This window comes from Agriterribacter sp., assembly GCF_035445465.1.
Lineage (GTDB): Bacteria > Bacteroidota > Bacteroidia > Chitinophagales > Chitinophagaceae > Agriterribacter.
On sequence record NZ_DAOMQT010000001.1, the window covers coordinates 133744 to 146526 of the forward strand.

13 protein-coding genes are annotated in these 12783 nt (G+C 43.9%); 6 read left to right on the top strand and 7 right to left on the bottom strand.

Annotated features, from left to right (window positions below; all coding sequences use genetic code 11):
• Positions 1–197: 197 nt before the first annotated feature.
• The 3 genes from PLE34_RS00540 to PLE34_RS00550 all read right to left on the bottom strand — a co-directional run bounded on the left by PLE34_RS00540 (position 198) and on the right by PLE34_RS00550 (position 3796).
• Positions 198–1298 carry a FecR family protein gene (locus PLE34_RS00540; RefSeq protein WP_324552985.1) on the bottom strand — a complete coding sequence of 367 codons (1101 nt, stop codon included), beginning with the start codon at positions 1296–1298 and terminating at the stop codon, positions 198–200.
• A 74-nt stretch (positions 1299–1372) separates the two neighbouring features.
• Positions 1373–1933: an RNA polymerase sigma-70 factor gene (locus PLE34_RS00545; RefSeq protein WP_324552987.1), complete on the bottom strand. Its 561-nt coding sequence runs from the start codon at positions 1931–1933 to the stop codon at positions 1373–1375.
• A gap of 168 nt (positions 1934–2101) precedes the next feature.
• Positions 2102–3796 carry a hypothetical protein gene (locus PLE34_RS00550; protein WP_324552989.1) on the bottom strand — a complete coding sequence of 565 codons (1695 nt, stop codon included), beginning with the start codon at positions 3794–3796 and terminating at the stop codon, positions 2102–2104.
• A gap of 372 nt (positions 3797–4168) precedes the next feature.
• Between PLE34_RS00550 and nhaA the strand changes: the two genes are divergently transcribed.
• The 6 genes from nhaA to PLE34_RS00580 all read left to right on the top strand — a co-directional run bounded on the left by nhaA (position 4169) and on the right by PLE34_RS00580 (position 9985).
• Positions 4169–5362: a Na+/H+ antiporter NhaA gene (gene nhaA, locus PLE34_RS00555; RefSeq protein WP_324552992.1), complete on the top strand. Its 1194-nt coding sequence runs from the start codon at positions 4169–4171 to the stop codon at positions 5360–5362.
• Between the two features lie 34 nt (positions 5363–5396).
• Positions 5397–5915 carry a DinB family protein gene (locus PLE34_RS00560; protein WP_324552995.1) on the top strand — a complete coding sequence of 173 codons (519 nt, stop codon included), beginning with the start codon at positions 5397–5399 and terminating at the stop codon, positions 5913–5915.
• A 193-nt stretch (positions 5916–6108) separates the two neighbouring features.
• Positions 6109–6993, top strand: a complete 885-nt coding sequence (locus tag PLE34_RS00565; RefSeq protein WP_324552998.1) for a UbiA family prenyltransferase — start codon at positions 6109–6111, stop codon at positions 6991–6993.
• Positions 6986–8074 (top strand): type III polyketide synthase, encoded by a 1089-nt coding sequence (locus tag PLE34_RS00570; RefSeq protein WP_324553001.1) that lies wholly within the window; start codon positions 6986–6988, stop codon positions 8072–8074. Before PLE34_RS00565 ends, PLE34_RS00570 begins: the two co-directional genes overlap by 8 nt.
• A 79-nt stretch (positions 8075–8153) precedes the next feature.
• Positions 8154–8849, top strand: a complete 696-nt coding sequence (locus PLE34_RS00575; RefSeq protein WP_324553004.1) for a methyltransferase domain-containing protein — start codon at positions 8154–8156, stop codon at positions 8847–8849.
• Positions 8846–9985 (top strand): NAD(P)/FAD-dependent oxidoreductase, encoded by a 1140-nt coding sequence (locus PLE34_RS00580; RefSeq protein WP_324553007.1) that lies wholly within the window; start codon positions 8846–8848, stop codon positions 9983–9985. Before PLE34_RS00575 ends, PLE34_RS00580 begins: the two co-directional genes overlap by 4 nt.
• Here PLE34_RS00580 and PLE34_RS00585 read toward each other — a convergent pair.
• The 4 genes from PLE34_RS00585 to PLE34_RS00600 all read right to left on the bottom strand — a co-directional run bounded on the left by PLE34_RS00585 (position 9982) and on the right by PLE34_RS00600 (position 12701).
• On the bottom strand, positions 9982–11319 hold the full coding sequence (locus PLE34_RS00585) for an MFS transporter (protein WP_324553010.1): 1338 nt from the start codon (positions 11317–11319) through the stop codon (positions 9982–9984). The two genes, PLE34_RS00580 and PLE34_RS00585, sit on opposite strands and share 4 nt — an antisense overlap.
• Before the next feature lie 27 nt (positions 11320–11346).
• The gene (locus tag PLE34_RS00590; protein WP_324553013.1) at positions 11347–12168 is read right to left on the bottom strand and encodes an undecaprenyl-diphosphate phosphatase; all 822 of its coding nucleotides are present in this window, start codon (positions 12166–12168) and stop codon (positions 11347–11349) included.
• A 125-nt stretch (positions 12169–12293) separates the two neighbouring features.
• Complete coding sequence (locus PLE34_RS00595; RefSeq protein WP_324553016.1) at positions 12294–12452, bottom strand: hypothetical protein; 159 nt, start codon at positions 12450–12452, stop codon at positions 12294–12296.
• The gene (locus PLE34_RS00600) at positions 12453–12701 is read right to left on the bottom strand and encodes a DUF3098 domain-containing protein (RefSeq protein ID WP_324553018.1); all 249 of its coding nucleotides are present in this window, start codon (positions 12699–12701) and stop codon (positions 12453–12455) included.
• Positions 12702–12783 lie beyond the last annotated feature (82 nt).

Consider the following 12783-nt stretch of genomic DNA (forward strand, 5'->3'; position numbering starts at 1 on the left):
CATAGTCAGTGTTCCCGTTTGCTTAACAGGGAGGTGTTGGCGCATCTCCCTTTTTTGATTTTACATACTTATTTGTTTAATAATCATAAATATTATTTAGTCATTATAAAAACAATGCAAGCTGCCCGATCCTGTTGTCAATACAAAATTTTCAGGTGTTTTCCGGCTGTATTTAACCAAAGCATAATACAGCCCGCTTAATTCCTGTCTGCCTTACCGATGATTACATTCCTGTTTTCAACCCGGTATTCAAAAGGCGTAATTTGCCGTAATGCATCTAAGGCCTCTATGATATCTTCCTTTTCGAAGGAACCGGTAAAAGTAATTTTTTCAAGCTTTTCATCATTAAATTGTACAGATACATTGTACCAGCTTTCCATTTTCTGCGCTAAGCTCGAAAAAGGTTCCTTATAAAAAGCCAGCTTGTTTTGTATCCACGCAATTTCACTGATGGTGCTGTCGGAAGGGTTGGTTTTGATCTTCCCCAAAACAAAAACATCTTCCTTTGGTGAAGGAAGCGGTACATTTTTTTCAGACGATTTTACATTGGCAGCCTTTCCGATAACAATTTTTTCGTTAGGCCGAAGCAGTATTTTTCTTTCCCTGTCATTTTTTGAAAACACTTCAATAGCGCCTTTTATAAGTGACGCTTCCACTGTTGAATCTTCCGCATATGCTTTTACATTAAAAATGGTTCCTTTCACGCTTATATCCACATCGCCGGCGTGCACTGTTAAAGGCACTTTTTCGTTCCTGGCTATATCAAAAAAAGCTTCCCCGCTTAAATATATCTCACGCGTACCCACGCCAAAATCCTTATTATAGGAAAGCTTGCTTCCTGTATTAAGTATAACAGACGAACCATCGGGAAGATGAACTGTGCTTTTTGATCCACCGCTTGTTACCACTTCATTAAGGGGAACACTTAAAGATGCTGCCGGCTTATCAGTATTTGTAATAAACCAGGCAGATACCATGATAGCAAGGGCAGTTGTTATCCCCAGCGCATAAAATCCCTTTTTCCGCTTTGCCTGCTTCGACAGTTCCATGGTGCTCTTGAATATGGCATCCGTATTATCCATCTTTATCAAAAGCTGCAGTGCATCAAGGCTTTTTACTTCGTCGGCTTCTGAACTCATGCTTTGAAGGGGTATAGCCTGCAGATCTGCCAGCAATTCATTTAAATGAATTGCCTCGCCCTGCTGCTGCAATAGCGTGGCCAGCTCAGCAAGCTCTTTTGCTGAAATTTCGTTATTATATTTTCGGGCCAGTAATTCCCATATCCTCGAATCCGACATATTATCCGGGTGCTGTTATATACTGAAAGAGACCATTGACGGCCGTTCACCCCCAAAGAAAAATAAATATATTTTCAGGAAGAAAAAGAGAGCGGAATAGACTGGCTCAGCTTTTTTAAGGCGATCCCCATTTGGTTTTCAATTGTTTTTTCGGAAAGCCCGAGCAATTCAGCCACTTCCCGGTATTTCAGGTTATTTTCTTTTACCAGGCTGAAGATAAGCTTACACCTGGGCGGCAATGCGCCGATAGCTTCATTAATACGCCGGTGCAGCTCTGTGGTGATCATAATATCATGAGGCGTTCTGTAAAGGATACAATCAAAATCATGCAGCTCATTCAGCGGCTCCGTGAATACCTTTTGCTTTTTCAGTTGCCTCAGCGTCTTGTTCCTGGCGCAAACAAACAAATACAGCTCCGGTTTAGCTACAGTATACAATAAATGCCTTTTTTGCCAGAGGGCCAAAAACACATCATTCACAATCTCTTCTGCCGGTTCCTTTACGCCGGTAAGCGCATATACAAAGCGATAGAGCCGGTGAAAATATGCCTTATGCAGGGCCCACAAAGCCGATTCATCGCCGGAAGCAGCAATCCGGTTAAATAAAATATTGATATCGGCTATAGCACCCTGCATCGTTTATACTACTTGAAATATGGTAAGAAGCGTATTGTAATGTTTACTAATGCTTAACAAGTATACACTTTTTTTATTTCACCACAAGGTTATAAATATATTAAATTCCTGTTACACCCCGCCCGGTCCCAACTCTTCACCCATGTTCCCAATCCCCGGCAACTGCCTTCATTTTTTATTTTTAGAAGGGAGCGCAGTTACTTTTATGCCTTCCGAAAGCGTTTTCCATGATAAATGAAAAATAGAACGGTTAATTTCCCTGTCGAAATGCACATGGGCAACTCTCGGCGCTTCCCCTTTAGAGGGATTGGCGTCTTTGATGAACATATTGGCGCCCCAGCTTACTAATTTTTTTTCTTCCAGGGTTTTGGTCTCCTTATCCTTTTTCAAAAGGGCTATGCGTAAATCATCATACAACAGCTTTACCGTACCATCCATTCCGTAATCATCGCCTTTAAAGTTAAAGCTAAGATCGCGGATATAACCTTTTCTTATACGGGCGCCCCCAAGTGATTCGGTTATTCCGTTAATGGCTGTGGCATTGAGCGCGCCCAAATGCCCCCTGATATCGAACCTCCCTTTAGGATTAAACAAATAAAAAGTCCAGTGTGTTTGAACCGGGAACCGCTTTAGGAACATTGCCCGGATATCTGCTGTTATTATTTTATCCGGCGACGATTTATTATTGGTAACATTACTGATCACCGCATTGATATTTCCAAAAGTAACTTTCCCTGTTTTTTGCAATAGCCGTCCTTTCTCCTTATACTCCACCTCCGTATTTTTAAGGATTATTTTTTTTATGTCTACAGGGAAAGGGATTAGGGCCACTTTTTGATGCGGGTAGGTACCTATTTTGCTGCGGGTATCCGGGGGCATGGTCATATCCCTGTATATTTTGAACGAGGCAGATTGCATCACTATGCTGTCGGCCATCAGTTGCTCCTGCACCAGTTGCTGGAAGCTGATCTGGTGAAACGCAAGTTGTTTGATGTCTGTATCAAACCGGTCGGACTGGATGTTCTTTTTTGCGGCAAAATCCGTTTCACCCAGGGAAGGTATAATGCGAAAACGTTCAACATTAATTTGCCGGTTAGCTGAATGCATCGTAATGTTTTCAACTTTATAGGTATACAACTGATCAGAAGATGACCAAAGCAATGTAGAACAGGAAGCGGATAATTGTTTCGAAAAAAATATGCGGGAACGGTCGCGGCCGGAAGCGCTGTCTACCATCACATCACGCAATTCCACACGTGTATCCATCAGTTGAAGCTCCTGTTTGCCGGTTCGTATATTTTTAGTAATGATCTGTGCGCCAATAATAAGCAACGTATCTATCTTAATTTTTTCCAGTCCGCCCAGTATTTGTTTGTACACCTCCTCCTGTGGAACGGCCCTGGCAGAGTCCTTCCCTTCATGTGTATACAACATTTCAATAACCGGGTAACTGATCTGTATTTTGCTGCCTGTTATTTCACGGGTGAGCAAAGCCCTGGGGGTTTGTATGCCCGTAACGGATATGGAGGGTATTTCAATCTTAAAAAGCACAGCAGGCGCGCTCCTGGTTTCTTTCATCTTCAAATATCTTGCACTGTCATACTGCAATGAAAGACCGGATACGGATAAATTCCCGCCTACTTCATCTAATTCCATATTGTTGTAATGAATGTGATACAGGCGGTCTGTTTTTTCCCTCACCTTTAACCTTACCTGGTTGCGGATCAGCTGCTCCTTTATTGCATTCCAGTATACGATAGCCAGGGTTGCAGCCACAACCACAAGAAGAAAAATAACGGCGGCAATCACCTTACCCTTTGGTGTAGCCGTAGTTTTTTTTATACCGTTGCGAAGTCCTTTCATATTTTATATATTCAGCACAATAGAACCGCCGTTAATTCAGGGCAGTTCCTCCTGTAAGGTAATTCTTTAATACTACTATTATGCCGGTAAACAGGAGAAGGAGCGAAGAGCACCATAATAAAAAAAGCCGAGGTATGCCTCTGTGTTACAAGATAACATATAAGCACAATAGAAAGAAGACAACTTTTCCTGCTGAAGGTAAATGTACTCCCGATGGGTGCATTTCAAATTTTCGCAGGTGGGTGGTGACACCCACCTGTAGAACCCGCTACCGGTCGGTGTCTCACCGACCGGAAAGTTGTACATGGAGCGAAAAATTGAAATGCGCCCACCCGATTCGGCAGGTTATTCAGATGGCCATATATTTGAAGTATGGCAAAAACATTCCTGCGAAAGATCATTGTTACTCCATTACAGCGTATGGTAAAAGACAGCCGCTCGGTGGGCATTCTACTTTTTGCCTGTAGTGTGCTGTCCATTATTATTGCCAATACTCCGGCCGGTGAGAATTATATCGCTTTCTGGAATATAGCAGTTCCTGCTCCTTCCGGCATTCACCTGCCCCATTCGCTACTGCACTGGATCAATGATGGCTTAATGGCCGCTTTCTTTTTTTTAGTGGGAATGGAAATCAAAAGAGAATTACTTATTGGCGAGCTGTCATCGCTCAAAAAATCATTGCTTCCTTTGTTTGCCGCCATAGGAGGTATGCTGGCCCCGGCAGCGATCTATTTATTGTTCAACAGGCATACCGCTTTCCAGCACGGATGGGGCATACCCATGGCCACAGACATCGCGTTTTCCTTAGGCATTGCATCCATGCTGGGCAAAAAAGTGCCGGCTGCTTTAAAAACTTTTTTAATGGCGCTGGCTATTATAGACGACCTGGGCGCTATTCTTGTAATTGCTTTGTTTTATGGTGGCGCCGTCCAATGGCTCTACCTGTTATCGGGCATTGGCATTGCAGTTGTATTGTTTTTACTTCCCCGGCTGAAAATTAAATTCGGCTGGTGGAATTTCGCGCTGGGTATATTGCTGTGGTATTGCTTTTTCAACTCGGGCATTCATGCTACCATAGCAGGTGTATTGTTTGCGCTAACCATTCCATTACAACACTTAGAAAAACTGGAGCACCTGCTTCATGTACCCGTTTATTTTGTCATGCTCCCGATTTTTGCATTGGCCAATACCGCCATTGTTATTCCCCCGGAATTTATAGCAGCCCTTAACAGTTCACTCAACTATGGCATCATTGGCGGTTTATTTATCGGAAAGCCATTGGGCATTATAACCGCCTGCTGGGTACTGGTAAAGCTCAAATGGGGCGAATTGCCCCGCGGCGTAAGCTGGACGCAGCTTGCCGGCATTGGTATACTGGCCGGCATTGGCTTTACGATGTCTGTTTTTATAACCATGCTGGCTTTTGAAGATACAGCAACGCAGGATATCGCCAAATCGGGCGTACTCATTGCCTCCGTAATGGCAATGATTGCCGGATATGTATGGTTGTATCTTGCTGCAGGAAAAAAGCCGGTGAGAAGCAATAAAAAAAATATACCCGGATGAATTACCAATACCCTTAAAATAATATTACATCATCATGACAGACAAAAAACATGAAGTATGGCTGCGCGGGCCTGTGGATGGCATTCCCGCACTGCTGCAACCCGTAGCACATGCACTTTTACAGGCAAGGGAAGAAATAAATGCATTAATGGATAACTTTCCCGAAACCCTGCTATGGGAAAAACCGGCGGGTGTAGCTTCACCGGGCTTTCACCTGCAGCACATCAAAGGCGTAATTGACAGGCTGCTTACCTATGCCAGGGGCGAAATGCTTAATGCAGAACAACTGAGCTACCTGAAACAGGAAGAGCATCCCCCTTCCCCTTCCTGTAAAACCAGTGAATTGTTGGCACTATTAAACCTGCAGGTAGATAAGGCATTGGCTCAATTGAGCGCTACGGATGAATCTACTCTAACCGCATTCCGCGGCGTAGGCCGTGCTCAATTACCTTCTACTGTGCTGGGATTATTAATGCATGCAGCAGAGCATACACAACGCCACAACGGACAACTTTTGGTAACAGTGAGGATGCTCAAAGCCGGGCAGGTATAGAACCCGGGAAAAATAAAATGTGATCTATGCAGCGATCTATATTGTTAAGGCAAGTTTGCCGGAATAAATACGCAAAAAGACTTACCTTACATAACCAGGCCAATTAAGATAGCGTTCCTTATTACCGGAATAAATGCTGGGTATACAGACGGGCTTACGGCCTTCTACTTAGGTTAGTGTTATAGCTTTATTTATGCCATTAACGAAAACACGATTTTTATTACCCTCTACCATCCAATTGCTGCGTTTTCATTTTTCATTTTTCCTGATGCCGGTATACTGGTTCGCACTGAGCCAGGTGCCTGATGTAAATCTATCTTCTGCAGTACTTGTTTTTTTTATACTGCATGGGTTGGTGTACCCCGCCAGCAATGGGTACAACAGCTATATGGACAGGGACACCGAAAGCATTGGCGGTATTAAACAGCCATTGCAACCTTCGCGTCAGCTATTATACGTAACCGCCCTGATGGACTGCATTGCCATAATGATAAGTTGTTTTGTAAGCCTGTACTTTGCTTTGGGCATATTGCTGTATATACTGGTTTCCAAAGCATACAGCTACAGGGGCATCCGTTTAAAAAAATATCCGGTTGCCGGGTACCTCACCGTTATCCTGTTCCAGGGCGCATTTACATTTGCGTTGGTTTATTATGGATGCAGCATGGATAAAACAACACAGGTTCCGGTTCCGGCCATGCTGGCAGCCAGTTTGCTTATTGGAGGATTTTACCCGCTGACCCAAATATACCAGCACAGCGCAGACCTGAGAGACGGCGTTAAAACCATCAGCTACCGCCTGGGCTATCGCGGAACTTTTATATACTGTGGAATTATTTATACAATAGCCTTTCTTGTGCTGGGATTTCATTTTTTTTATACATTGCAAAACAGCGCGTTCTACCTGTTCAGCCTTTGTATGCTGCCGGTGGTGCTGTATTTTTTATTATGGGCACAAAAAGTGTGGCAAAATGATGCGCAGGCAGATTACCCGCATACGATGTGTATGAATATAATCGCCTCCGCCTGCACCAACACGGCTTTTATCATTATTTTTATCATTAATAACCTTGAGTAAAATCATTAACATAGGAACCGCCTTACCGCATTATAAACACCGGCAGGAAGATATCCTGCATTTTATGCAGCAGGTATACGCGACTGATACGGTGGAGCAACGTAAAATGAAGTTCCTGTATCACCAGAGCGGCATACAAAACAGGTATTCCGTTGTTGGAGACTATAGCCGTTCCGTAAAGGACTGGAAGTTTTACCCGCGCAGTGAAAGCCTGGAGCCGTTTCCATCGCTGGAACAACGTATGACGCTTTACCATGCGCACGCCGCCCCGTTATCGGTAGATGCTATAAGAAATTGCACAGAACGGATATTACCGGCAAAAGAGATCACCCATTTGATTACCGTAAGCTGCACCGGCATGAGCGCCCCGGGCCTGGACCTGCAGATCACAGACCTGATGGATTTGCCGAATACGCTTTACCGGACTTCCATAAATTTTATGGGATGCTATGCCGCTATTCACGCGCTCAAAATAGCAGATGCCATCTGCAAAAACGATACGGCGGCCAGGGTAATGATCGTATGCACAGAGCTATGCACCCTGCATTTTCAAAAAGAAGCCACAACAGACAATATCACTTCCAGCATGTTGTTCGCAGACGGGTCCGCGGCGGCGCTGATCGCTCATGACCAATATCCCCTACCCGGGTTAGCATTACAACATTTTTACGCGGAGATCATACCCAGGGGGAAAAAAGATATGGCATGGGAATTATCTTCTTCCGGCTTTTTAATGACGTTAAGCGGGTATATACCCGAATTGATAAAAGAAGATTTTGAACCACTGATCGCAAGGGCTTTGCAATCGGCGGGCATCACCAGAGAACAGATCAATGGCTGGTGTATACATCCCGGTGGAAAACGCATACTGGAAGCTGTGAAAAAGTGCCTGCACCTGGATGAGGAGGCCTTAGCCGACAGCTCGCGTATTTTGGAGGAGTTTGGTAATATGTCCTCTCCCACTATTTTATTTGTATTACAGCAAATGATGCAAAAAAGGCAGGGGAAGAATAAAAAAATATTAGGCGCCGCCTTTGGCCCGGGGCTTACAATGGAAACATTTGTGGGAGAGATGGTATAAAGCTGAAAAACATAGCAGCATTTCTTTCCTGACACAACAAATCGTTTTCTAAAATTTCCGTAAATTGATCCATACTTTTATGCCACGATCAACCCAAGCAGAATTATTAGACGCTGATGATATTCCGTTTGAAGACATCAAACAGAATATGAAAGAACTGAACTTTATCAATACCTGGCTGGGCGGTCATGCCATTACTATTGCAGGCATAAAAAATATATTGTCTGCATCAAAAGCGCAGTTCAAATCCCTCCGCATATGTGAAGCAGGTTGTGGCGGTGGCGATAATTTACTGGCGATTGAACAGTGGTGCCTGAAAAATAACATCGCCGTTCATTTAACGGGTATTGATAAAAAAAAGGAATGTATTGATTACGCAAAAGAAAAAACAGCAGATACAAAATATACCTGGATCCTTTCAGATTACAACCTGGTAAACTTCGCTCATCAAAAGCCCGACATCATTTTCGCTTCCCTCTTCTGCCATCATTTCAATGATGATGCCCTGGTGCTCATGATGCGGTGGATGCAGGACAACAGCAGGGTAGGGTTTTTCATTAATGACCTGCACCGCAATATGCTGGCTTATTATTCGATCAAAGCGCTCACCCGGTTGTTTTCAAACAGCTATCTTGTAAAAAATGATGCCCCGCTTTCTGTTCAGCGCGGGTTTAAAAAGCGGGAATGGGAAACGATCATGCAACGGGCCAATATTCAAAACTACTCCATTAAGTGGAAATGGGCCTTTCGCTGGCTGATAACGGCAAATTCATGACAACAACCCATACATACGATGCAGCCATTGTTGGCGGCGGACTGGCAGGGCTCTGCCTTGCTATTCAACTGGCAAGGAAAGGGCACCATGTAGTTTTATTTGAAAAAGAAAAATATCCTTTCCACAAAGTATGCGGCGAATACATCAGCTTTGAATGCTGGAACTTCCTCGAAGAAATGGGCGTTCCGTTAAGCGACTGGCATCTGCCCCACATTAACAATCTGCTGGTATCATCGCCATCGGGAAAAACCATTAAGCGCCGCCTTACGCTGGGCGGCTTCGGTATCAGCCGCTATAAATTAGATGCTTTCCTGGCAGCGCTGGCCCGCAACGCGGGAGCCGAAATAAGGGAAGAAACAAAAGTGGATAATGTATGGTTCAGCGACGCGCATTTTCATGTGCAGTATGGAACAAGCATGTGCAGGGCCAGGCAGGCCTGCGGCACATTTGGCAAACGCAGTAATGTAGATATTAAGCTGAAAAGAGATTTTATTCAAAAAAAGCCCGGCAAATTCAATAACTATATCGCTGTCAAGTATCATATTAAAACAAACTTTCCTCCTGATCATATAGCCCTTCACAATTTTGAAAACGGGTATTGCGGCCTGTCTCAGGTAGAAGATGAAAAATATTGTCTTTGTTATCTTACCACCGCACAAAACCTGCAGCAATGCAATAATGTGATCACGCAGTTAGAACAAAATATATTGCGCCGTAACCCTTACTTGGATAAGCTGTTCGGGGAAGCCGCTTTTTTGTATCCGTCTCCGGTAACCATTGCACAGATCAGCTTTGATAAAAAAACGCAAATAGAGCATCACATGCTTATGACAGGCGATGCCGCAGGAATGATAGCCCCGCTTTGCGGCAACGGCATGAGCATGGCGATGCACGGCAGCAAGATCGCATTTCAGCAGATTAATCTTTTTTTGCAGGGAAAGATAAGCCGCTACGAAATGGAAACAACATATCAGGCCCACTGGAATACTACATTCCAAAAAAGATTAAAAACCGGCCGCCGGATACAGGGATGGTTTGGCAGGGGATGGGTTACCGATTATTTCATACAGCTCATGCAGCCTTTTCCTTCTATTGTGGACCGGCTGATAAAGCAAACACACGGGGAACCTTTTTAGCAGGCCCGGCTTCCGGGTAACGGCTCCTTCCTGCTCACCGCTCTTTTGGTATATAACAAGGCGAGTAAGCCCAGTATAAAAAATACAATTAAAGCAACAATGGAGTTGCGTATGCTCCCTGTTATATCTTCTAATAGTCCAAACGAAAACAGCCCTATAACCAGCGCTATCTTTTCAGTAACATCATAAAAGCTAAAAAAAGAAGTGGTATCTTTTGTTTCGGGCAGGAATTTAGAATACGTACTCCGGCTCATGGATTGTATGCCTCCCATTACCAGACCTACCGATGCCGCCAGGGCATAAAACTGCAGCTGCGTTTGTATAAAATAAGCCCAGATGCAAATAGCGATCCATATTATTACAGCAACGATCAGCACTTTCAGGTTACCTATGCGCTTTGAAACCCTGCTCATTACAATAGCGCCGGTAATAGCCACCAGTTGTATAAGAATAAGTGTAAATAGCAGCTTAGGTTCATCTTCCGGTTCCGGGAAAATTTCTTTTTTGCTGAATCCCGCCGCTACCAGCATTACGGTTTGCACTCCCATGCTGTATAAGAAAAACGACAATAAGAAACGGCGCAGTACAGGCAACTGCTTTAACTGTCTGAATACAATGGACAGTTCATGAAAGCCATTCGTAAATACATTTTTTTTTGCCTGCCGCTCCTTAAGACTGGGAAGCGGCAGCACCCGGAGGGCAAGCTGTGCAAAGCCAAACCACCATAAACCCGTTAACAGGAATGATATACGTACGCCCAATGTGGTATCGGCTGCATCTAATCCAAACCATACCGGCTTTACAATAATGGCAAAACAAATGATCTGCAACAGCACGCTTCCCGCATACCCTAATGCATATCCCTTTGCGCTGATCCGGTCCTGATCTTCAGGAGCAGCTATATCGGGTAAATATGAATTGTAGAAAACAAGGCTTCCCCAATAACCGAGCGCAGCCAAAGAAAACAGGATTACGCCCAGCTCAATACGCTGCGGCGTAAAAAAGAACAGCCCGCAGCAGGCTGCAGATCCCAAAAAGCAAAACCAGCGCAGGTATACTTTTTTATTGCGCCGGTAATCGGCTATAGAAGATAATATGGGAGAAGATACAGCTACAATTAAAAATACCAGCGCCAGCGCGTAATCCAGCAAAGAAGTATTGATAAACTGCCTGCCAAAAAAATCTACATAATGTTTTCCATTACTGTTTCCCATGCTGGTAATGCCTACATAGTAGGCCGGAAAAATAGTGGTAGTAATTACGAGGCTGTACACGCTGTTGGCCCAGTCGTACATTGCCCAGCCGTTAATTACCTTTTTAGGCGCAGTTTGCATGAAAATGGAAATGAATTTTCGGATCTGTTATTTCAGGTAACCTGCATAAATCATTACCAGCAGTATTACACCTACAATAATACGGTAAATGCCGAACAATTTAAATCCGTGCTTTTGTAAATAACCGATGAAAAACTTAATGGCCAATATAGCTACTATAAATGCTACCGCGTTTCCAATAACAAATGCGGTAGTGTTGGCCGAATTTCCAAATACAATTTCATACCCTTTTATATCGCCATTTGCGGCAGGGTAATCTTTAAGAAAAAGTTTATGTACCGTTGCGGCAAGCATGGTGGGAACAGCCAGGTAAAAGGAAAATTCAGCCGCTAAAGTACGGGTAAGCTTTTGCTGCATTCCTCCAATAATGCTGGAAGCGCTCCGGCTTACGCCGGGTATCATTGCCACACATTGCCATATACCGATAATAAATGCCTGGCCATAGCTGATCTCTTTTTCTTCGCTGATTACATGGGTTTTAAACAACCTGTCTATGTACAATAATACAATACCGCCAAGCAATAAAGCAACCGCAACAGTAGTAGGGCTTTCGAGCAGATCGTCTATTTTATCAGAAAAGAGCTTGCCCAACACCAGCGCAGGTATAACCGCAACAAACAGTTTTACGTAAAACTGCCATTTGGCGAAGTCGAAGAACTTTTTCCAGTACAGCACCACCACCGAAAGAATAGCGCCCAACTGGATGGCAATTTCAAAAATTTTGGTAAAATCATTACCCGAGATACCCATCAGTGAGCTGGCAATGATCATGTGCCCGGTGGAAGAAACAGGAAGAAATTCCGTAATCCCTTCAATAATTGCAATAATAACGGCTTGTAAGATGCTCATGCGGCTAAAGTAATTTGAACAGTGATGGCAGTATTAACGGATTGGTTTTTAAATAAGTGTATATCTTCCGTGTCTTCTTAAAAAAAAGAGGCGGTATCCAAAGGGGAGGTATAGAAGATATGCCACTAAGACACAAGCCCGGCGGCAGGCAGGGACACAAATTTCTGATCTTCCCGTTTTATTTTCTTCGTGCTCCTGCCTGCCGGCAGGCAGGTTCGTGACTTCGTGGCAAAATATAATTTTTGAGACAGCCCCATCATATCATTACCGGGTTGTGCAGGCATCTATTTATCCGTGGTTTTGGGCTTACGCATAATAGCGTACATCTCAATAACCAATCCCAGCACCAGCAATATGGGAGCCACTGTAATCCTGCGCGTACTGTATACTTCTTTATAGTCAAACACCATGGGATCGGCGTTTTTACCGCCCGACATCAGCAGTAAAGCAATTATTATTACCACAGCGCCAATGGCCATCCATATATAATTTTGCCTGTTGAACGCTAAGCCACTTGTTTTTTTATCAGACATACGCCAGAATTAAGTTTGCAAGGTAAGGGAAATGTGAGAAATGTAGAAATGTGGGTAATTTGAAAATGGAGGATACTTCGGA